The following is a 22,997-nucleotide window of genomic DNA, read 5'->3' as shown; positions in this document are numbered from 1 at the left end:
CAGATATGAATTTGTCGCATGGTTAACAGGGTCATTTTTATCGGGTCATCTCTATAAACAAATCTTCCAGACCCAATTTTTCCAGGCGTACATCCTGGCGATTTTGCAATTGTTCCATCTGCTGGGGCTCAAACTGGGCCAGTACACTGTCTTCACCCTGCATGCCTGAATTGCGGCGCGCACTCAAGGTACGTTTAGGTGTGAGTTGCGCCAGCACCTGTGCCGCCCCGCTGACGCGCACGGTGCTATCCATCATGTCGTCCAGTGCCTGCTGATGGACGATGCAGCCGTGGTTAAGAAAAGCCACATTCATGGCCACCCTTTCCAGGTCTGACAGGATATGGGTAGAAAATACGATGGTGGTTTGTTTCTCGATCACGCTGTTTATCAGTTCACGCAAAAAATCGCGGCGGCCAGCCGGATCCAGGCTGGACACAGGTTCATCCAATATCAATAATTCCGGCTCATGTGCCAGGGCACGAATAATCGACAGCCGCTGCTTCTGCCCCATAGACAGTTTGTTGATGACCTTGTCGAAAGGTAGCTCCCAAGCCTGCATCAGGCTATTGACCTTGTCTTCATTCCATCGCGGATATAACTGCCGGAAGTAATCCAGCATCTGTTTGGCATTCAACCATTCAAACAAGTCACTGCGTTGCGGTACATAACCTATTCTGGCCCTGGTCGCCTGACTGAGTTGCCCGGCATTGTCACCAAACAACTGTGAGCTACCGCCGTCCACATCACGCAGGCCCAGCAGGCATTCGATCAATGTAGATTTACCCGCGCCATTGCGACCCAACAAGCCGACGATACTGCCTGGCTCTACGTGCCAGTCGAGTTCTTTCAAAACTGATTGCCCACTAAAGGATTTGCTCAAACCGCGAAGTTGTATGGGATGCGGTGTAAGTTGAGTTGACTGCGCATGCATATTTATTTTCCTTTTAGAATACTGGTCAACAGTGCAATGACTGCTTTCGGTTCCAATTCCAGCTGACTGGCTTCGACTGCAATACGCTCCAGGCTAGGGCGCAATAATTCCAGCCGCGCCTCCAGATCCTGGCTCCCCCCCTTCTGTGATGCCACCTCCATACCCAGCCCTCGGCGGCGCATCAGCAAGCCTTCTGCCTCCAGCATGCTGTATGCCTTGGACACGGTCATTGGGTTGACACCCAAGGCACCGGCGACTTCGCGCACTGAGGGCATGGCATCGCCTGCAGCCACCTGCCCGCCTGCCAACAAACGTCGCAGTTGCTCTATCAGTTGCCGGTAAATAGGCTCACTGGTTCCGGTTGTCACCCGAAATATCTCTGCGCTTAATTGACGCGGATTTTCTGACGACATCATGTTTTACGCTCCATATCAAGCTTTCCTGTGCGCTGTAAATTGGTGACTGGTGCATCGCTACGACTGCCACACCAATACACCATGTCTACGTGTATTAATATAGTAATACACTAATTTTATAATTTCAAGATAAATATTTCTACCACTGACAAAATCCAAAACCTGGAGCATCAATGCTTATGTTTGTTTATGTTTGTAGTTGACGCAGACAAAGCTATACCAGCACTGACAGGATAAAATACAAGAACTTATTTCATCCAAACGGATGAACCCAACTATTCATGGTATTAATTCGACGATGCTCCCTACGCTAATCCAGCATACCCATCACGATTCAGCCTGCAACCTGACCGCAGCAAATATATTGCTGGCACGACGTCTTGCTGGCGAACAGGGCCCGGCATTGCCTGAATCATGTCGCCCGGCGACACTGCAAGCTGCGTTTTCCATACAGTGTGCAGTCAGCGACATATACAAGCAGGACATAGTTGCATGGAAGTGTGGCATGCCGAGCACAGACAAATGGGTGCTGGCCCCTATCTATGCCAATAATGTACATGAAGCATCGACACGGCCTCATTTGGTCTGGAGTCAGGACCAACAAGTCAGGATAGAACCAGAACTGGCTTTCATTCTGGCGCAGGATTTACCCGCAAGGGCCACACCATACACCGCAGCCGAAGTTGATGCAGCAATAGGTGAAGCACGGCTGGCGCTGGAACTGATCCATACACGTTACGCCAACGCAGATCAGTTGGGCTTTTACGATCATCTGGCAGATTGCCTGTTCAATCAGGGTCTGGTGCTGGGTCCGCGTGTCAATCATCAACTGGCAGCTCAAACCCTGAATATGCCTATCGGCATAAGGATCGCCAACCAACCCGCCGCGACTTTGAATGGACAACACCCGGCTGGCCAGCCAGGTCTGCCACTGTACTGGCTGGCGGAATTCCTGCGCAGTCAGGGCATGGGTTTGCGGGCAGGGCAAGCCATCATCACGGGTTCGTATGCAGGCAGCCCGCAGGTGCCATTGGATGCCGATATCAGCGTGCAATTTGGCGATCTGGGTTTAATGCAACTAAGTTTTGCACAGGTGCATTTTGAAGGAAAATAAACCAGCACCACGTGGCTTGCCTGAAGTCACGGGTTATTTTCGCCCACGCATCACCCTGCAAACCTTGCACAGGGGTGATGGCTTGCTGGGGATGAAACCCAGCGGTGATTTTGGGCCGCGTGGTGGCAGTGTCACCGTGGTGGAAATTGACTGGCTGTATCACACTAATACCGGCCTGCGCTGGCAAACTGCCGCCCCTACCGCCTTGCTGAACCGCCGCCCGCATTCCACCCAGTTATTGCATGATGCAGAGGGCAAAGCCATCAGCCTGTTACGTGATCTGGGGGCAGAAGCGGATGCGCTCGATAAGATCTGGGACATCGGCCTGCAACCCCTGCCTGCTGCCAGCCTGCAATGGCGCAATCAGGCAGTAGCCGACAATTTTGGCCCACTCTGGAGTCTGGTGCAGGAAGGTTTTTTTGCTGACTTCTGGGCCGACAGGCTGCCTGAAATGCAGGCGCTGGGCTGGCAAGTCGTGGTACGCCCTGGCTTCGCGCATGAAAGCGTGCCAGTCGATGCCTGGCATCTGATCATCGATGAAAGCACTGGTGCCATCACAGGCAAGCAGGTGGCATCGCGCATGCGCAATCGCACCGAGATCATCACGCCCTTGGGGCTACCTGCTCGCGAAGGCTCGTGGATGCTGAGCCTGGGCATAGAAATCGAAGGCGAGGTACTGGATCTGGTGCCCATGCTGGCCCATCTGCTGCAACGTGATGCACGCTGGCTGAACGCCAGGCAGATACGCCAGATAGACGACATGGCCATCATACAATTGCGCGCGCCCGGCGGTAAGCGCATTGATGCCATGGCGGCACCGTTGAAAGCCATCGTCATCCACATGCTGGATTTGCTGACCGACAGACCGCAGATGGAAGGACCAGTGCAACTATCGGCCTGGGACAATTACAGATTGGAAGCCCTGCGCGTCAGCCTGCTCGACAGCCAGCCCGCGCGTGCTGGTCCCTATGGTGGCTGGCAGTTACAGGGCGACGTTGGCTTGCGTAATCTGGCGCAGCGCCTAAAAAAAGTCGGCAGCCCACGTGCCGTAACGGCACCCGTTGGTCTGGGTATAACTTTGCGCCCCTATCAACTGCATGGCGTGGCCTGGCTGCAATATCTACGCGAGCAGCATTTGGCGGGCATACTGGCAGACGACATGGGTTTGGGCAAAACCGCCCAGGTACTGGCACATCTGCTGATAGAAAAACAGGAAGGCAGACTGGATATCCCAGCCCTGATAGTCTTGCCGACTTCACTGATCTTCAACTGGCAAGCCGAAGCCCAACGCATGGCACCGGCCTTGCGAGTACTGACCTTGCAAGGGCCGGAACGCAGTGACTTGTTTGCCGACATCCGTCAGACCGATATGGTACTGACCACTTACCCCTTACTATGGCGTGATCTGGACACCTTGGCTGCGCAAGAATTTCACTTGTTGATACTAGATGAAGCACAAACCGTCAAAAATGCCACCAGCCGCAGCGCCGATGCCGTGCGCCGTATTCAGGCCAGACACAGGTTGTGCATGACAGGCACGCCGCTGGAAAACAACCTGGGGGAATTATGGACCCAGTTCGATTTTTTGATGCCCGGTTTTCTGGGGGATATCCGTAGCTTTTCGCGCCTGTGGCGTAAGCCCATCGAAGTCAATGGTGAAACCCTGCGTGCGCAATTGCTGGCGCAACGTGTGCGCCCGTTCATCCTGCGACGACGCAAGGATGAAGTGGCAACAGAGTTGCCACCACGTACCGAAGTCATCAAACGTCTGCGCCTGCAAGGCAAGCAGCGTGAACTGTATGAAAGCGTGCGGGTTGCCGCTGATGAGCAGGTGCGGCGCATACTGCAACGCAAGGGCTTCGATGGTGCACAAATCACCATCCTCGACGCATTGCTGAAACTGCGCCAGGTTTGCTGCGACCCGCAACTATTGAAAGGCCAGAACCTGCCCCCCGACATGGAAAGAGCCAAGCTTGACATGCTGGCTGACATGTTACCGGCATTGGTGGCAGAAGGCCGGCGCATCCTGGTATTTTCACAATTCACAGAAATGCTGGAGCTGATTGCCACGATGCTGACAGAACTGGACCTTGGGTATTTAATGCTGACCGGTAAAACAGCTACAGCAAACCGTGGCGCAGTGGTCACACAGTTTCAGGACAAGCAGGTGCCCATCATGTTGATCAGCCTGAAAGCCGGCGGTGTGGGCCTGAACCTGACTGCCGCCGACACCATCATCCACATGGACCCATGGTGGAACCCCGCAGTAGAAGAACAAGCCAATGCCCGCGCCCATCGCATTGGTCAGCAACAAACGGTATTTGTCTACAAATTACTTATCGAAGGCAGCATAGAAGAGCGCATACTGGGCTTGCAGGTACGCAAGGCTGCGCTGGCGGAAGGTGTGTTGGGTAGTGATGCTGCATTGGCAAAAAAATTCAGCGCCGAAGATTTACAGGTTCTGCTGGCTCCTTTGAGTGTACAACTGACAAACTAGTTGACTGTAACAGTTGCTCTTTGGCTCATCCTGATTTACATCAAATTTGCAAATTTTATCTTTTTCAGTGTTGACAAAAACACACAATGGCGACATCTTAACGATATCAGGGTATCAAGCACATGTTAAGCTAGGTCAATTAGCTTAAAGGAAATATTTGTCCCGATATATTCTGAAATGGCGTACACGCCCTGAAGCATGTACATAAAATTGGGACGCACCCGGTTTGTTGAGTAAGCTTCTACATAACCGTACAGCAAGGTGCACGCCCGTTACTGAAGTTGTAACGACAGGTTCTCTATGATGACAACGCCACGAAATCGCTACGTCGGCACTGTAACAGTGTTGTATTTGCTATTTGCGCTGGCCTGGATTCTGCTCTCTGACAGTTTGTTATCCAGTATTACCGACGTCAACGATCTGACCTGGCTATCGACTGTCAAAGGCATATTTTTCGTCGCCACCACTACCGTATTGCTGTTCCTGGCTTTGCAAGCAGTGCCAGTCAGGCATGAACAAACGTCGTCAGTACTGGGGGACTCGCTAATTGAAAGCTTTCAACTGCAGCGCCAATCACGTTGGCTGATTTATGCGCTGACAATCATCCTTTCTTTGTCCGCCCTGTTACTGCGAGAGACTATCGCCCCCAGTTTTGAAAACCGCCCCATGCTTGTCATGTTTGTGCTGCCCATCGTATTGAGCGCACTAATGGGTGGCCTTGGACCAGGTCTACTCGCCACTACGATAGCAACAGCAGGGTTAAGTTATTTCGTTATTCCGCCTTTACACAGCTTCGAAATCAAATCAAGACAAGATATTTTACAGCTCGGTTTTCTGGTCACCAGTGGTATCGCCGTCAGTTTCCTGAGTGAAGCCTTGCGCAGGTCCCTATTGAAAACGCAAAGCAATCGCAATCTGCTGAATGCTGTGGTCAGGGGCACCTCGGATGCTGTTTTCGTCAAAGATATGGAAGGATGCTATATTCTGGCGAATGAGGCAGTAGCCAAATTTGTTGGGAAACCACTCGCTGAAATCATCGGCCATGATGACTATCAGCTATTCCCACATTCCTCCGCAGATAACATCAGTCAAAAAGACAAACTCGTCTTAAGCAATGGCGAGATGCAGACGTATGATGAATACCTGGATACCCACGATAATCGGGAACTGATATTCATGGTCACCAAAGGTCCTTTGCGGGACAGGAATGGAAAGATCATCGGCCTGTTCGGCATTGCCCGCGACGTGACTGAACGCAAGGAAGCAGAGGCCGCACTCAGGGAAAGTGAAGCCGCCATGCGCGTGGCTCAGCGCCTGGCAGAAGTTGGCAGTTGGGACTGGGATGTCCGTACCGGCGTGCACACCTGGTCGGAAGAGGTTTACCGCATTTATGGCCGGGATTTGTCCCTTCCGGCCGCAGGATACCCCGAGGTAAAACAATACTTCACGTCTGATAGCTGGATCAGACTGGCTGCAGCAGTCGAAGATGCCTTGCAAAACAATACCGCCTATACCTGCGATGCCGAAGTCATCAAACCAGACGGCAGTCATCGCTGGATTATTGCCCGTGGTGAGGTTTTATTGGACCCGCAAGGGAAGCAAGTCAGACTGCATGGCAGCGTGCAAGATATCACCGAACGCAAAAACGCTGCCATGTTGTTACATGCCAGTGAAGAGCGTCTGCAATTGGCCATCGAAGCCACCAGTGAAGGCTTGTGGGACTGGGATGTCAATAGCGGCAAAGTGTATCGCTCGCGCCATTATTACGAGATGACTGGCTATGAAGAAAGCGACGATACCCGCAACTTTGACTTCTTCAAGCAACTGGTGCATCCGGATGACCTGCCGCATGCCCTGCAAAAAATCAAAGCGCATACCGACAATCTCACGCCGGATATCGATTTCGAGTACCGCATGATCACCAAATCCGGTATCGTCAAATGGATGTATTCCAAAGGCCGCGCTGTCAAACGTGATGAAGATGGCAAACCATTGAGGATAGTCGGTACACTGTCTGATATCAACGACAAAAAACTCATCGCTGCTGAATTACAGGAAAGAGAGCAAAGACTGGAACGTGTCATGCAAGGCTCGGATCTCGGATACTGGGATTGGGATTTGCTGACCAATACCTTCCAGGTCAGTGCGCGCTGTGAAACCATGCTCGGGTATGAGCCAGGTGAGATGAGTGTCAGCCCCGCAGATTGGAACGACCACGTGCACCCCGAAGACCTTGTACTGGCGATGCAGTCGCTGGAAAGACACAAGCAAGGTCTGTCCGCCACACATGAACTGGAAATGCGTTTGCGCGCAAAATCGGGGGAATGGCGCTGGATACTGACACGCGGCGCGATCGTTGCCAGAGCCCACGACGGCACTCCACTGATCATGTCAGGTACTCACGCAGATATCACCGACAGAAAAACCATGGAATTGGCTCAACGTGAGGCTGCCACCGTATTCAGCAGTAGTTATGAAGGTATCATGGTGGTTGATCCAGAAGGCTATATTACCAGAATCAATCCGGCATTCACCCGCATTACCGGGTATGCCGAAGAAGAAATTTATGGAAAATCCACGACGATTCTATCTTCGGGTCGCCACAATGCCAGCTTTTATGCCGAGATGTGGCATGCAGTAAAAAACAGCGATTTCTGGCGTGGTGAAATATGGAATAGGCGAAAAAGCGGTGAAATTTATCCTGAATTGCTATCCATTTCCTCCTTACGTGACGCAAGGGGAGAGATTCAACATTACATAGGCATTTTTACCGATATCAGCGAGTTGAAAACCCATGAAGCCGAACTGGAACGTATCGCCCACTATGACCCGCTGACAGGTGCACCAAACCGCAGACTGCTGACAGACCGACTGGGGCAGGCAGTAATTCGCGCCAATCGCACCAACAAATCGGTCGCTGTCTGCTATCTGGACCTCGACGGTTTCAAAAGCATCAATGATCGTTATGGTCACGAGGCAGGTGACCAATTGTTGATCAGCGTGACAGAAAACCTGAAACATGTCCTGCGTGCCGACGATACCCTGGCACGACTTGGTGGCGATGAATTTGCCCTGCTGCTGTGTGATCTTTCTTCTCCCGATGAAAGCTCTGTGATACTGGACCGCATCCTCGCCAGTGTTGGTCAACCAATACAGTTGAAGGAAGTCACCATCAGCATTTCTGCCAGTGTTGGTGTCAGCCTGTATCCCGATGACAATGTCGATGCAGATACACTGTTGCGACATGCCGATCATGCCATGTACCTGGCAAAAGAAGCGGGCAAGAATCGCTATCACCTGTTTGACCCGGAGAGTGATCGCAAGGCTCAACAACGCAGGCAAATCCTGGAACGCCTGCAGGTTGCCATGACACAGGAGGAATTTGTCCTGTACTACCAACCCAAGGTAGACCTGACTACCGGTGAAGTGATAGGGGCCGAAGCACTGATACGCTGGCGGCATCCAGAACGCGGCATCCTTTTACCAATTGAGTTTCTGCCATATGTTTATGGCAGCAAATTAGAAAAACCTCTGGGCGAATGGGTGATCAAAGCGGCTCTGCAACAAGCCTATAACTGGCAATTACGCGGCATGTCCATTTGTGTCAGTGCCAATATCAGTGCCCATCACCTGCTGGACGTGGGTTTCTGTGATTACCTGCAATCAGCTATCCGGCAACACCCTTATTTTCATGCTGCAAATTTTGAGTTGGAGGTGCTGGAATCAGCAGCCATCGCTGACATGGAACAGGCTGTCACCATTCTGAATCGTTGCCGGCAGATGGGTATCCATTTTGCATTGGATGATTTCGGCACTGGCTATTCCTCCCTGACCTATCTGCGCAAGCTGCCCGTCGACACCTTAAAAATTGACCAGAGCTTTGTACGTGACATGCTCAATGATGTAGAAGATCTGGATATCGTCGAAGGCGTGATACGCCTGGCAGGTGCCTTTGATCGCCAGGTCATCGCCGAAGGAGTAGAGACCATGGAACATGGTGCCAAACTGCTGGAGCTGGGCTGTCGACTGGCACAGGGCTACGGTATTGCCCGCCCTATGCCCGCAGAAGAATTTATCGACTGGTCAGTGCGATGGAAAACTGAAGGCCGCTGGCGCGAGTTACATCCCAGGCTCAACCTGCAGATAATGCATTAAAACTACAACTCGTCTGGACTTACGCAAGATTATTCCCACGAAGACCATACCAATAGCGCAAACAGAAACAATATCCAGTTAGGGCTGTGTTGCACAAGCCTGCTTATTTCATCAGGGCAGTATTATTTTTTGCGGAATACCAGATCCCATACCCCATGACCAAGGCGCAAACCACGATTTTCAAACTTGGTGACGGGACGATAGTCAGGTCGCGGCGCATAGCCGTCGGCAGTATTTTCCAGCGCCGGTTCAGCACTCAATACTTCCAGCATCTGTACCGCATATTCTTCCCAATCCGTCGCACAATGCAGATAACCACCGGGGGCCAGACGCGAAGCCAATAAAGCCACCAGCGGCCCCTGTATCAGGCGACGTTTGTTGTGACGCGCCTTATGCCATGGGTCAGGGAAAAACACGTGTATGCCATGCAGCGAAGCGGGCGCAATCATGTGTGTCAAGACTTCAAATGCGTCATGCTGGATGATGCGCTGGTTCTGCAAACCCATTTCATCTGTCAGCTTCAATAAACTGCCAACGCCCGGCGTGTGCACCTCAACACCGATGAAGTTTTTTTCCGGCATACCGGCAGAAATCCTGGCACTGGTTTCACCCATGCCAAAACCAATTTCAAATACCGTCGGTGCCTGGCGACCGAACGCGGCATCCACGTCCAACAAGGCTTTTTGATAAGGGATACAGAAGCGCGGAGCCAGGGTTTCTATCGCCCTGGCCTGCGCATCAGATAAACGCCCGGCACGAGTCACAAAACTACGGATGCGGCGCTCGGTAGGATCATAAAACAGCGGTTTGGTGCCGTCGGCAGGTTTGGAATCAGACATACAGGAATTTAAAAATGATGGAAGATGTATCGGGGGCGTCCTGATCTTGGGTTTTGACTGGTAAATTGTGTCCATACCAAGACAGACGGAAACGTCTGCAAGACAGTCCTGACTTTAGCGGTCAGGTAATACCTGTAGCGCAAGGCGCGTATTTTAACAGATGATACAGGTGTATAAAACCTTGGTTTTGCTTATCACCAATGCAAAATGCGGCACGCCGATCCTATCAAAAACAAAATATAAATAAACTTTCATCCTGAAATGATAAGAATTGCCATGTCCAATTTGTATCACTGCCTGACATATCTTTTAGGCAATATACGATCACACTGTCCCTGACTCCCCGTGAAGAGTTAGAACTTGCCGGATCAGTTCTGCAAGCCTTAATCCCGAAGTCACAACATGAACCGTCAAGTCTCAGCCCACATGCGCAACAGGTTATGGTATTGCCCTGTCAGGCTGAGTACTTCCGCACTATCACCCAGCAATCCACGCAGACGGGTGATGTTCTGGTCCATCTCAAACAGCATGCTGCGTTTAGCATCATCACGTATCATGCTTTGTGTCCAGAAGAAGGAGCAGATGCGTTCGCCACGTGTTACCGGCAATACCTGATGCAAGCTGGTCGATGGATACAGAATAAGATCCCCCGCTGGCAGTTTGACTTCATGCATTCCATAGGTATCAACAACTTCCAGTTCCCCTCCCTCATATTCCTCGGGATCGCACAAGAAAAGTGTGGATGACACATCAGTGCGCAAGCGGTAACCGGCTTCCGGTACGTTACGCACTGCGCCATCAACATGCAAACCATAGTGTTCGCCACCCGCATAAGAATTGAACAAGGGCGGCACGATACGCAAAGGCAAAGCGGCAGCAAAAAACAGGGGATGGGTTTTGAGTGCTGATAATACAAGCTGCCCCAGTTCTTTCGCCAGCATTGAATGTTCTGGCAATTGCCGGTTGCGTTTGACTTGCAAGCCTTGTGCGCCAACGGTTTGCTTGCCATCTACCCAATCGGCACTATCAAGCCGCTGGCGTATTTCTTTGATTTGCTGGCGATTGAGGACGCCGGGTATATGTAACATCATTTGCTTTATTTCCAGCATAAAACCCCTCCATGTTCCGGAGGGGTGGACTAATCAGAATTTCACATTTGCTGTGAGACTGACTGCGCGTGGTGTACCTGGTGTGTAGCGATAACCACTCTTGTTGATCGCCGCCACATAGGTTTTGTCTGCCAGATTGGCAACATTCAATTGCAGATCGATATTTTTGTTCACGGCATAGCTGACCATGGCATCGAATACCCAATAAGCGTCTGTCGAAGCCGGGGTACCCACCGCGCCATCGGTACCACGCAACAGCGCATCAACAAAGCGCGCACCGCCGCCCAGTTTAAGTCCCGTGGGCAATTGATAAGAGGTCCAGGCTGTAAAACTCTGTTTTGGCGTGTAGGCCAGATTATTGATGCCGTTGGCAGTCACGTTTGGCCCACTATCGACACGTGTGTTCATCCTGGCATACCCGGCGCTGACCAGCCAGTTACGGTTTATTGCACCGGTCATGCCAAGCTCTATGCCTTCTACACGTTTTTTACCGGTCTGGTAATACAGCAGGTCTGCCAGGTTTTGTACCACTTCATTCGAGACTTCAGTACGATAAATCGCTGCAGTAAATGACAGTTTTTGTTCCAGCAAATCCCACTTGGTGCCGATCTCGGTATTTTTAGTTTCTTGCGGGTCAAACCTGGGGTTGGCCGCACTGCTGGCAGATGTGCTCAATGCAAAATTGGCGCCGCCCGGAGGTTGTTTGGATGTAGCATAAGACGCATACACACTGCTGTCTTTGGTCGGTTTGTACAAAGCACCCAGTTTGAAATTGACCAAGTTGCCAGTCATGTTCAAATTGGTTGGTACCAAAGTGCCCACCGGTAAAGTGGGGTTGCTGGTAGCTGTGGATAAAGTCGCTGCCGAATAATCCGTCGTGTAATGATCAACGCGCACGCCTGCGTTTGCCTGCCATTCAGGGCTGAACTTGATCGTATCAAACACATAGGCACTGACTGTACTGGTTGAGCCACGTGTAAAAACATTATTACGTACCGGATTCAAGCCAGTTATCTGGTCGTTGGGATTCGGGTTGTAAAAATTGGCAGCAGGCAAAGTACCCAAGCCATCGTTACCCCAGGTATTCTGTTTTTCAGAAGTCAGTTCCAGTCCGCCTAACAGACTATGCTGAAGACCGCCGATTTCCAGGTCTGCTACCAGATTGGTTTGATTGGTAAGGATTTCGTTTTCCTGATCTTTCAAGGTACGTGTGCTGCGCGCCAGCGTCCAGGTAGACAGGTCGGTGGTGGACGGTGTGAGCAAATTCGCGGTCGAACCCATGAATGAGGTCAGCAAGTAATGCTGCGTGGTTTTGCCATAACGCGCAGTATTGATCAGCTTGATCTTGTCGGTGAAATCATGCTCGGCGCGTGCTGTCAGCATGTCTGCCGTAACCTTGTCAAAATCGCTGGCTGAGCCATAAAAATTCTTGGGGTCCACCTTGGGTGCTGTTGACAAGAAAGGGCGCTTCGGGTCCGGGCTGCTATAGCCCGGCAAACCTATGGTTGGCACGCCACCATCGGGCACGTTATCTTGCTGCACATGCAGGTAATTCAGGTAAAACCGTGTCGGTGATTTCAAACCAAATGCAAACGATGGCGCGACACCCCAGCGTTTATTGTGGACTTCATTGCGACCAACAACACCGCTATCCTGGTCAAACACATTCAGACGAAACGCAGAACCTTGCTCAGCACTAATGAGTTTGTTAACGTCAGCAGAAATACGTTTCTGACTGCCGCTGCCCACGGTTGCGGAAGCAAATGTTGCATCGTCGAGCGTCGCCTGTTTGCTGACCAGATTGACTGAACCTGTCGGTGCGCCACGTCCGCCATCGGTACCCGCCGGGCCTTTCAATACATCGATCTGCTCAATATTGAACAGATCACGGGAAATGGATCCCAGGTCACGCACGCCATCCACATAAATGCTGCTGGAAGCATCAAAACCCCGCATGTAAATGGCATCACCCGTGCTGGTACTACCGTTTTCCCCCAGGAAAAACGCGCCCACACCGGGTGTATTGCGCAAGGCATCGGTCAATGTCAAAGCGCCTTGCTGGTCAATCAGCTCCCGCTTGATGACGGTAATAGTCTGCGTGGTATCAATCAGTGGTTGAGTATATTTGGGGGAAGAAGCCTTATCCGCCTTGAAATCATTTTCAGTCTTTGCCGTCACTTTGACATCGGGCAAAGCAGGGTCAGCTGCATGCGCAGCAATCGGCAACAGGATTGCAGTGGCGGCAAGCGCTACTGTGTGACTAAAACGGGCGTGATGGTGCTTACGACTCTTGATATGGGCCATGATATTTCCTTCAGGAAAATAAAATTAAATACCGCTGGCTTTTCTTTGAGGGAATGGCTGAGGTGGGATGTTGAAGAACGATGCCGGATTGTAACAAACCAGAAACAATATGTAAACGAGAATAATTCTTATTACGATTCAAATTTAAATTACGAAAGCGCACTGACATTGCGTCAGTACAGCGCCTCTGCGCTTTCAGATAAGTTCTATGCTCTGCAGATTCAGGTAGCTGCTTTCACGTATGGTCGTTACAAAATCACTGAGGTAAGCCTTGCCTGACAGATCCGGCAGGCAGGCGGCATACAAGCTGCCGGTCAGTCCATCGGCAGTAATGCGTTTGGGAAGCACATAGTCACGGTTCACATAATTCTGTGCCGCCCATACCGGCAAGGTGGCAATGCCGCGCTTGCTGGCCACCAGTTGCAGCATGGCGACCGTCAATTCAGTAGTACGGCGGGCGGTATCGACGCCTGCAGGCTTCAAGACCTGGCGCACTACGTCCAGCATGTCATCTGGCACCGGGTAGGTAATCAGGGTATCAGTTGGAAAATCCTGTGCCACCAGATAATCGCGTTTGGCCAGCGCATGGTCTTTGGCGATCAGCGCAACAATCTCGAAACGAAACAGTGGATGGTAAGCCACGCTTTCATCTGCATCCATCTCGGACACGATGGCTACATCTGCCTTATGGCTATACAACAAGCCCACCGGGTCGGCCTGGAAACCGGAAACGATATCCAGTTCCACTTCGGGCCAGCGCTGCCGAAACAAATCCATGGCAGGCATCAGCCAGTCAAAGCAGGTATGACATTCAACCGCGATGCGTAACTGCCCGGCCACACCCTGCGCCAGGCGGGCCAGGTCGCGCTCGCAATTGGCAACTTGCGGCAAGATGCTGTCGGCCAGTTGCAGCAGGCGTTCACCTGCCGGGGTAAACCGTATCGGCGTGGTCTTGCGTTCGAACAGGGGCGTCCCATGATGCTCTTCCAGCAATTTGATCTGGTGCGACAGCGCCGATTGGGTGACATTCAACAACACGGCAGCCCGCAACAAATTGCCGGATTCACGCAGCGCAAGCAGGGTTTTCAGGTGACGCAGTTCTAGTATGGATTGCATTATGAGTAAAATTCAAGTTAATTCTTAAAATATGTCGTTTGAATCATAGTCAATTCTAACCCATCATAGATTAACTAAGATAGGAGAATGAAATGACAACAGCACATACCCTGGGCTTCCCCCGTATCGGCGCCCAAAGAGAATTGAAATTCGCCCAGGAAGCCTTCTGGCGCGGTGATATTACCGAAGCCACCTTGCGCGAAACAGGCAATGAATTGCGTGCCCGTCATTGGGCCTTGCAAAAACAGGCTGGTCTGGATTTTGTCAGCGTCGGTGACTTTGCCTGGTATGACCAGATCTTGAATACACTGGCCTTACTGGGTGCCCTGCCCAACCGCTTTGGCTTCAACGCCAAAGAATTGTCTCTGTCAGACTACTATGTCGCCGCCCGTGGCAATCCCCAGCATTTTGCGATGGAAATGACCAAGTGGTTCGACACCAATTACCATTATCTGGTGCCAGAATGGACAGCAGACACCAGCTTCAATGGTGGTGTTGACTGGCTGTTTGAAGAACTGGCAGAAGCACAGGCACAAGGCCATAACAGCAAAGTCACCCTGGTGGGGCCTTTGACTTTGCTGTACCTGGGCAAGATCAAAAGCGGCCTGACACACAAACTGGATTTGCTGCCAAAAATCATCCCGGCATATCAACGCGTGCTGGCACGTCTGCAAGACCAGGGGCTGGACTGGGTACAAATTGATGAACCCATATTGACACTCGATCTGGATGCACCATGGTTGGATGCCTTTGTCTTTGCTTACCATGCACTGGTCCGGCAATCCCCGCAAATCCTGCTGGCTACTTATTTTGAAACTGTGCAAGACCGTGCTGCTTTGCTGCGATCATTACCTGTAGCGGGTGTTCATCTGGACCTGGTACGTGCGCCACAACAACTAAGTAATCTACTGGACAATTGGCCACAAGGTCGTGTGCTGTCAGCTGGTGTGATAGACGGGCGCAATATCTGGCGTGCCGATCTGTCTGCGCTGGCACAGAGCTTACAGGCAGCGAAGGAAAAACTGGGCGAACAGTTGTGGCTGGCCCCCAGTTGCTCATTGCTGCATGTACCGGTTGACCTGACAGCAGAAACCGCGCTGGATGAAGAAACCCGCAGCTGGCTGGCCTTTGCCACCCAAAAGCTGCATGAAGTATCTGCCCTCAAGCAGGCGCTGAATGGCCATGCAGCCGATGTCGCACAGGATTTTTTGCTGGCAGATCAGGCAGTGGCAAGCCGCCGACAATCCGTACGCATTCATAATCCCATCGTACAAAAACGCCTGGAAAATGTCATCGCCAAGGATGCAGAACGTCATAGTCAGTTTGCAGAACGCATACTTTCACAGCAGCAGCGTTTTGAGCTTCCCCAATTTCCGACTACCAGCATAGGCTCTTTCCCGCAAACCAAAACCATACGGCAAGCGCGTGCAGCTTACAAACGTGGTGAGCTGGCGCATCTCGATTATCTGGAAGCCATGCGCGCAGAAATACGCCATGTCGTTGAGCAGCAGGAAAAACTCGATATCGACGTGCTGGTCCATGGTGAGCCGGAACGCAACGACATGGTGGAATATTTTGGCGAACAATTGTGGGGCTATGGCTTCACGTTGAACGGCTGGGTACAAAGCTATGGCTCACGCTGCGTCAAACCTCCCTTCATCTACGGCGACGTGTACCGTCCCGAAGCCATGACCGTCACCTGGAGTGCATATGCGCAAAGCCTGACCAAAAAACCGATGAAGGGCATGCTGACCGGCCCTGTCACCATGTTGCAATGGTCTTTCGTGCGTGATGACCAACCGCGTGAAACCACTGCCTTGCAAATCGCACTTGCACTGCGTGATGAAGTTGCTGACCTGGAAAAAGCTGGCATAGGCATGATACAGATCGATGAACCTGCCTTCCGCGAAGGACTGCCTTTGAAACAGCAAGACTGGGCTGCCTACCTGGATTGGGCCGTGCGCGCATTCAAGCTGAGTTCTGCCGTTGTCAGGGATGACACACAAATTCATACCCATATGTGCTATTCGGAATTCAATGACATCCTGCCGTGGATTGCCGCAATGGATGCCGACGTCATCACCATAGAAACTTCACGCTCGGACATGGAATTGCTGGATGGTTTCGGTGAATTTGCCTACCCAAATGATATCGGCCCCGGCGTGTATGACATTCATTCGCCCCGTGTGCCGAAAGTCAGCGAAATGCAAAGGCTGTTGCAAAAAGCCCGTAGCGTCATTCCCGATGCCCGTCTTTGGGTCAACCCGGATTGCGGCCTGAAAACCCGCGACTGGCCAGAAACCATTGCCGCGCTGGAAAATATGGTGCAAGCAACCAAACTGCTACGCGCCACTGTGGCAGCAGATGATGAAGAACATCAGGATTGCTGCTGATCGCTTTTTCCAATGATTTGAATTGAAGCAGAAGGCACATATTCACTTTACAGTGAATATGTGCCTTCCGTTTTGTGCTGCGCAAGCATGAAGTTCATTCTCTCAACTCCCCCTCATACTTGTTCATCACAATTCATCACAGTTCATCAATCGAACCCGGCTTTCTTCGTTTGCAACAATTAAAGTCCCGGTGAAAATAAATGGGATATCCAATTCTCTATGATTAATGGAAAAATTTGGATAAACTGGGCATTTCTGCGTCATTTCCACCTGAAAGTGATTTCCCATTAGCACAGCCAACAAATTTATTGTCTGTCATGAGTGCGACCTGATCTGCATGGATGCGCCGCTCGCAAGAGGTGAAGCAGCTTGCTGCCCTCGTTGCCGTGCCACGCTATACAGAAACGGCAGCGCCAGCCTGGATATGGCGTTGGCGCTGGCTGTTACCTCGGTAATCTTGTTGCTGTTGCTCAACAGCTTCCCCCTGCTGGCACTCAAGGTCCAGCAGGTAACGCGCGACACAACCTTGCTGCATGCCGCCCTGTCCATGTGGGATGACGGCATGCATCTGCTCTCCTTATTGGTAATCATTACTACCATGTTGGCACCAGCCTTGCAGATATCGCTTGCCATTTACCTCTTGTGCATACTCCGGTTTGGTGACGCCAGCCAGGCGTTGGGCGCACCCTTGCGTGCCCTGCAAAGCCTGCGCCCCTGGAGCATGGTCGAAATCTTCATGCTGGGCCTGCTGGTGTCTCTGGTCAAGCTGCAACACATGGCAGATATCGTCATCGGCCCTGCCCTGTGGTCTTGCGCCAGCCTGATTTTCATCACAGCGGCGCTGACATCGGTACTGACCCCGCGTAATGTATGGTTGTGGGCGCGTGCGGTCAGGCGCATCAGAGCAAGTGCCGGGGTGAAACATGTCTGAACATGAATACCACCACATCCCCGCTGCTGGCCTGGCGGGCCAGACAGGTGCAGCCGCCGGGCTCATCAGTTGCGATATTTGCGAAACCCTGTGCTGCACCCATGATGAAGCGGCCACTCACTGCCCCAGTTGCGGTGCCTCCCTGCATTTGCGTCATAAAGACAGCCTGACCAAATCGCTGGCCTATCTGGTGGCTGCGACGATACTGTACATACCTGCCAACCTCTTGCCCGTCATGCACACCAACACCATCTTTGGTGCACAAGATGACACCATCATGAGTGGGGTACTGGTGTTAATGAACACAGGTTCGTGGCCGCTGGCGCTACTGGTTTTTTTTGCCAGCATCGTCGTGCCCTTGCTAAAACTGTTTTCCATCAGTCTGCTGCTAGTCACCTGCTGGAAAAAATCCGCCTGGAACCCTTTGCAGCGTACCCAGTTGTTCCGCATGATAGAAGCTGTCGGGCGCTGGTCCATGCTCGACGTGTACGTCGTGACGGTACTGGTGGCGCTGGTGCAGTTTCAGTCGCTGGCGGCGATACACCCCGGCGGTGGCGCACTGGCTTTTGGTGCGGTGGTGGTGTTGACGATGTTGTCGGCACAAAGCTTTGATTCACGTTTAATCTGGGTAACAAAGACGCATGAGTGATCCAATTTCAGAAAATCCCGGCACGCCTTCTGCGGACAAAGCCAACAATACCGCAGAGACTGTCGCTGCTGTCGACGCCATGGTGCCGGTCATCAAGGTCAGACCACGGCGGCGCATGCCTTCGTTTGTCTGGGCAGTACCTGTCATTGCTGCACTCATCGGTATCTGGCTGGTGGTGCAAAGCCTGACCAGCCAGGGGCCAGTCATCACCATCACCTTTAAATCGGCAGAAGGAATGGAAGCAGGTAAAACCAAGCTGCGTTATAAGGATGTGGATGTGGGCCATGTCAAAGCCATTGCCCTCTCGCCCGACCGCAAGCGCGTGCTGGTTACCGCGCAACTGATCAAGAGTGCATCTGACATCCTGGCCACCGATACCCGTTTCTTCATTGTCAAGCCACGTATCTCAGGCGGCTCGGTCTCTGGCCTTTCCACCCTGCTGTCGGGCAACTATATTGGCGTTGATGTCGGCACTGCCACAGACACTACCGATGAATTCACCGGACTGGAAGAACCACCTCTGGTCAATCGCGATTCCCCAGGTCGTGAATTTGTCCTGCATGGTGCGCAGACGGGCTCGGTCAATTATGGCTCGCCCATTTTCTTTCGCCACATCAATGCCGGCCATGTCACCAAGTTCCAGTTGGACCGTGACGGCAAGGGCGTTACCATCCACGTCTTCATCGATGCACCGTATGACCAGTATGTGACTGCCGACACCCGCTTCTGGCATGCCAGCGGCGTCGACATGCAACTTGACGCCAACGGTCTGCGCGTCACCACAGAATCGCTGACATCCTTGATCGAAGGTGGCCTGGCCTTCCAGGAACATGACGACGCCCTGCCAGGCGGCAAACCGGCCCATGAAGGCAGTACCTTTTCCCTGTTTGAAGACCGCGAACATGCCATGCGCGCGCCAGACACCAAGGTGCGTAACTTTCTCATGTACTTCCCTGAAAGCCTGCGCGGCCTTTCTAAAGGTGCACCTGTCGATCTGCGCGGCATCGTCATCGGCGAAGTCAAATCCCTGGGCGTGGAATTTGCAGAAAATGGCCGCCTGCCACGCTTCCCGGTCGAAGTCAGTCTCTACCCGGACCGCCTCAAATCCCGTGTCCGCTCAGGTGCCCGCCTGCCAGACGACGACACCGAGGCCAAAGAAAAATCACTGCTTGAACACCTGATCTCACGTGGCCTCCGCGGCCAGCTGCGTAGCGGCAACCTGCTGACTGGGCAATTGTATATCGCCCTCGACTTCTTTCCCGATGCCCCACAGGAAAAAATGGACTGGCGTACCGACTACCCTGTACTGCCCACCGTCGGCGGTGGTCTGGCCGAAATCCAGGAAACCGTTGGCCGCATCGCCAAGAAGATAGATAAACTGCCTTTCGATAAGATATCTGCCGAACTGGTGCAAGCCCTGAGCAAACTCAATACCACCCTCGCCAGCACAGAAAAACTGGTACGCCGGCTTGATGGCGAAGTCGCTCCTGAACTGACATCCACTCTCAAGGAGGCGCGTAACACCCTCAACAGCGCCAACGCCCTGCTGGCGGAAGATGCGCCTTTGCAGCAAGACATGCGCGAATCCTTGAAACAAGTCGCCAGGTCTGCCCGCGCCGTCGCCAACCTGGCCGACATGCTGGAACGCCACCCCGATGCCCTGGTGTTTGGCAAACAAAAGGTAAAACCATGATGCGAAGCATACACATTCTCACGCTGTTGCTGTCCAGCCTGCTGGTCGCCTGCACCACGCCGCCAACAGAACACCTCTACCGCCTGGATTATCCAACGGCAGGCACAAGTATGGCCGAGCCGCAGTATGAACTCGTCATCGCTACTGTCAAATTGCCAGAAGCAGCCAATCGGCCACAACTGGTTATCCAAAAGTCTGCTACTGAATCCCTTGTCACTGACGAACAACGCTGGATAGCCCCACTCGACGAACAACTGACCCTGTCCCTCATAGCCCACCTGCGCGCCAGCCAGCCAGACGCCTGGCTGTCATCTGACACTGGCATCAGCGCCGGCGTAGTCGCAAGCCCTTCGGGCAAGCTGCCACGCTACCTCGTCAAAGTACAAATAGACCAATTGCTCATCAATAGCGGCAGGCAACTCACCCTGGAAGCAAGCTGGGTCGTGCTCGACAGCGGCCGAAAATTGCTCAGACGTGAACACAATATCTTCACTGTTGGCCTGAATAGCACGGCGTATGAAGCCGTAGCACCCGCGATGTCCGGCGCGGCACAGCAATTGGCTGAGCAAGTGGGAATGACTGTGCAAAGTGTACGCAAGACCTCGGCTACTGGACAGTAACGGTTGAAGCAAAGGTGCAACCTGCTTGCCCTGTGATCAGGGCAAGACAGGCTTGATACCTATGCACAGCGATAGTTATTCTATCGTCAGCATTTACTACGTAGCCATGATCGTCACGCAGGCCCTAGATAGCTTTCATTTCTGCCTGCAAAGTGTTCACACCATGTCTTCCGGCCTGACCCAGGCATCAAATTCTTCCGCCGTGACATGACCCAACTTCAGCGCTGCTTCGCGCAAGGTGGTCTGGTGATGATGCGCATATTTGGCAATCGCTGCCGATTTGTCATAGCCTATATGCGGGTTGAGCGCTGTCACCAGCATCAGCGAATTATTCAACAGTTCAGTGATGCGCTGACGATTCGCCTGCATGCCCTGCACGCAATGCTGATCCAGGCTGGACATGGCATCGGCCAGCAGGCGTGTGCTCTGCAAGAAATTGTGGACGATGAGCGGCTTGAATACATTCAATTCAAAATTGCCTGAGGCGCCACCTATGCTCAGGGCCACGTCATTACCCATGACCTGACAACACACCATGGTCACTGCTTCGCACTGGGTAGGATTGACCTTGCCTGGCATGATAGAACTGCCTGGTTCATTTTCTGGTATTTGCAATTCCCCCAGCCCAGAACGCGGACCGGAAGCCAGCCAGCGTATGTCATTGGCGATTTTCATCAAGGCCACCGCCAGGGTCTTCAATGCACCATGCGAACTGACCATGGCATCGTGGGCCGCCAGCGCGGCAAAACGATTGGGTGCAGCAACAAAGCCTATGCCGGTATCCTGTGCCAGACTGGCGGCAACGCGCTGACCAAATTCTGCATGGGTATTGAGACCAGTACCAACCGCAGTCCCGCCGATTGCCAGCTCCTGCAAAGCTGGCAAACTGAGGCTGATGGCCTGTTCTGCATGTGCCAGCTGTGCCACCCAGCCAGAAACTTCCTGCCCCAGGGTCAGTGGCGTTGCATCCTGCAAATGCGTACGGCCAATCTTGACGATGTCGGCAAATTCAACTGCCTTGGCAGCCAGCGAAGTACGTAATTGCTGCAGCGCCGGCAGCAGTGACTGCGTCACTGTCAAACATGCAGCTACATACATGGCAGTAGGGAAGACATCATTCGATGACTGCCCCATATTCACCTGATCATTCGGATGCACCAGGCGACTCATACCACGGGTGCCGCCCAATAATTCGGAAGCGCGATTGGCCAGCACTTCATTCATGTTCATATTGCTTTGCGTGCCGGAGCCGGTCTGCCATACCGACAGCGGGAAAGCATGCGGATGCGCGCCAGCCAACACCTCGTCGGCAGCACTGACGGTGGCGTCAGCGAACCGGGCATCCATCAAGCCAAGATCACGGTTCACGATGGCGCAACTGCGTTTCACACGTGCCAGTGCAAGCACCAGAGCATCCGGCATTTTTTCTGTGGAGATGGCAAAGTGATGCAGTGAACGTTGAGTCTGTGCACCCCATAGTGCATTTGCCGGAACAGCGATTTCACCAAAGGTGTCGCGCTCCATCCTGTTGTCGGTATTGTCAGTGCTAGGTTTGCTGGTCATTGCTGTTTTCCTGGTTGATGGCAGCTGGCATCTTTAAATGGGCAGAAATGCGCAGCATGCACTGAGCTGGATAGACTGTATTTGCCGCCCGCAGGCAAGCACCAATGGCTTTCATGATACTCAATCTGGACCAGGCTTGCTTTTTACCGGTTGGCAACTTTATGCAAATTGCCGGGATGCAGGCGTCGCTGAATTTTTTTCATGTATATCCGCATATTTACGTTTACGTAAACGTCAAGTCTTATGCTATCCTAAAAATAACAGGTGCACAGTCCAATTTCTTGGGCTGTGTTAAACGGGAAAGTGGTCGTCCTGATCGCTGTCATTATCTAATGGCAGTTGGTATCAAGACCTAAAAACGTGTTTACGATCTGTAGCGAGCGTCAGCGGGGAGAAGAGCAGCGCATGAAGCCCGCATCGATACAAATTGCGCTCGCGCTTAAGATCGTAAGCAGGTTTCAAGCCCCTGCTGCCTCCGCAACGGTAGGCAAGTGCGGTTACATCAACCACGCCACTGGTCATGCATGACTGGGAAGGCGATGTAACAAGACTTGCAAGCCCGGATACCGGCCTGTTGATCGCTGAGAAAAACACTGCGGAAGGCTGTGTTTGGGATATGGCATGGCGCGCCTGATGGCGGGTGGGTGCTTGTCTTCAACATTACTTC

General features: G+C 52.5%; 16 protein-coding genes and 1 riboswitch. Of the genes, 8 read left to right on the top strand and 8 right to left on the bottom strand.

The features are described from left to right. Nucleotides 1-37 precede the first annotated feature (37 nt). Nucleotides 38-931 (bottom strand): ABC transporter ATP-binding protein, encoded by an 894-nt coding sequence (locus AC1RVX_RS12725; RefSeq protein WP_493216956.1) that lies wholly within the window; start codon nucleotides 929-931, stop codon nucleotides 38-40. Nucleotides 932-933: 2 nt separating this feature from the next. After that, entirely contained in the window at nucleotides 934-1,347 is a 414-nt protein-coding gene (locus AC1RVX_RS12720; RefSeq protein ID WP_493216955.1) for a GntR family transcriptional regulator, read from the bottom strand. A 298-nt stretch (nucleotides 1,348-1,645) separates the two neighbouring features. On the opposite strand from AC1RVX_RS12720, the gene AC1RVX_RS12715 reads away from it, so the two are divergent. From AC1RVX_RS12715 to AC1RVX_RS12705, 3 genes are all read left to right on the top strand, one after another. Further along, a complete protein-coding gene (locus tag AC1RVX_RS12715) occupies nucleotides 1,646-2,461 on the top strand; it encodes a fumarylacetoacetate hydrolase family protein (RefSeq protein WP_493216954.1) in 816 nt (271 codons plus the stop codon). After that, nucleotides 2,448-4,958, top strand: coding sequence for a DEAD/DEAH box helicase (locus AC1RVX_RS12710; RefSeq protein WP_493216953.1), 2,511 nt, complete (start codon nucleotides 2,448-2,450; stop codon nucleotides 4,956-4,958). Before AC1RVX_RS12715 ends, AC1RVX_RS12710 begins: the two co-directional genes overlap by 14 nt. Nucleotides 4,959-5,258: 300 nt before the next feature. Next, nucleotides 5,259-9,113 carry a PAS domain-containing protein gene (locus AC1RVX_RS12705; protein ID WP_493216952.1) on the top strand — a complete coding sequence of 1,285 codons (3,855 nt, stop codon included), beginning with the start codon at nucleotides 5,259-5,261 and terminating at the stop codon, nucleotides 9,111-9,113. A gap of 122 nt (nucleotides 9,114-9,235) precedes the next feature. Here AC1RVX_RS12705 and trmB read toward each other — a convergent pair whose 3' ends face one another. From trmB to AC1RVX_RS12685, 4 genes are all read right to left on the bottom strand, one after another. Continuing rightward, complete coding sequence (gene trmB, locus AC1RVX_RS12700; RefSeq protein WP_493216951.1) at nucleotides 9,236-9,952, bottom strand: tRNA (guanosine(46)-N7)-methyltransferase TrmB; 717 nt, start codon at nucleotides 9,950-9,952, stop codon at nucleotides 9,236-9,238. Between the two features lie 410 nt (nucleotides 9,953-10,362). Further along, a complete protein-coding gene (locus tag AC1RVX_RS12695) occupies nucleotides 10,363-11,043 on the bottom strand; it encodes a Fe2+-dependent dioxygenase (protein ID WP_493216950.1) in 681 nt (226 codons plus the stop codon). Nucleotides 11,044-11,094: 51 nt separating this feature from the next. Then, nucleotides 11,095-13,365, bottom strand: a complete 2,271-nt coding sequence (locus AC1RVX_RS12690; protein ID WP_493216949.1) for a catecholate siderophore receptor Fiu — start codon at nucleotides 13,363-13,365, stop codon at nucleotides 11,095-11,097. Nucleotides 13,366-13,560: 195 nt separating this feature from the next. Further along, the gene (locus tag AC1RVX_RS12685; protein WP_493217116.1) at nucleotides 13,561-14,484 is read right to left on the bottom strand and encodes a LysR family transcriptional regulator; all 924 of its coding nucleotides are present in this window, start codon (nucleotides 14,482-14,484) and stop codon (nucleotides 13,561-13,563) included. 89 nt (nucleotides 14,485-14,573) lie between these two features. Here AC1RVX_RS12685 and metE point away from each other — a divergent pair, with 89 nt between their 5' ends. From metE to AC1RVX_RS12660, 5 genes are all read left to right on the top strand, one after another. Then, nucleotides 14,574-16,874, top strand: a complete 2,301-nt coding sequence (gene metE / locus AC1RVX_RS12680; protein WP_493216948.1) for a 5-methyltetrahydropteroyltriglutamate--homocysteine S-methyltransferase — start codon at nucleotides 14,574-14,576, stop codon at nucleotides 16,872-16,874. 337 nt (nucleotides 16,875-17,211) lie between these two features. After that, nucleotides 17,212-17,805 (top strand): paraquat-inducible protein A, encoded by a 594-nt coding sequence (locus tag AC1RVX_RS12675; protein WP_493216947.1) that lies wholly within the window; start codon nucleotides 17,212-17,214, stop codon nucleotides 17,803-17,805. Further along, nucleotides 17,798-18,454: a paraquat-inducible protein A gene (locus AC1RVX_RS12670; protein ID WP_493216946.1), complete on the top strand. Its 657-nt coding sequence runs from the start codon at nucleotides 17,798-17,800 to the stop codon at nucleotides 18,452-18,454. Before AC1RVX_RS12675 ends, AC1RVX_RS12670 begins: the two co-directional genes overlap by 8 nt. Then, nucleotides 18,447-20,147, top strand: coding sequence for a PqiB family protein (locus tag AC1RVX_RS12665; protein WP_493216945.1), 1,701 nt, complete (start codon nucleotides 18,447-18,449; stop codon nucleotides 20,145-20,147). Before AC1RVX_RS12670 ends, AC1RVX_RS12665 begins: the two co-directional genes overlap by 8 nt. Beyond that, a complete protein-coding gene (locus AC1RVX_RS12660) occupies nucleotides 20,144-20,767 on the top strand; it encodes a PqiC family protein (RefSeq protein ID WP_493216944.1) in 624 nt (207 codons plus the stop codon). The genes AC1RVX_RS12665 and AC1RVX_RS12660 overlap by 4 nt, the downstream gene beginning before the upstream one ends. A 156-nt stretch (nucleotides 20,768-20,923) precedes the next feature. On the opposite strand, the gene fumC is transcribed toward AC1RVX_RS12660, so the two are convergent. Both fumC and AC1RVX_RS12650 read right to left on the bottom strand, forming a co-directional pair. Beyond that, entirely contained in the window at nucleotides 20,924-22,330 is a 1,407-nt protein-coding gene (fumC, locus tag AC1RVX_RS12655; protein WP_493216943.1) for a class II fumarate hydratase, read from the bottom strand. Next, on the bottom strand, nucleotides 22,314-22,445 hold the full coding sequence (locus tag AC1RVX_RS12650; protein WP_493216942.1) for a hypothetical protein: 132 nt from the start codon (nucleotides 22,443-22,445) through the stop codon (nucleotides 22,314-22,316). The genes fumC and AC1RVX_RS12650 overlap by 17 nt, the downstream gene beginning before the upstream one ends. Before the next feature lie 135 nt (nucleotides 22,446-22,580). After that, a riboswitch (cobalamin riboswitch) is annotated at nucleotides 22,581-22,919 on the top strand. Nucleotides 22,920-22,997 lie beyond the last annotated feature (78 nt).

It is taken from the genome of Undibacterium sp. GW821-FHT11B02, from assembly GCF_058808955.1.
The sequence above is the reverse complement of the archived record's forward strand: the minus strand, read 5'-3'. Positions and strand labels throughout refer to the sequence as shown.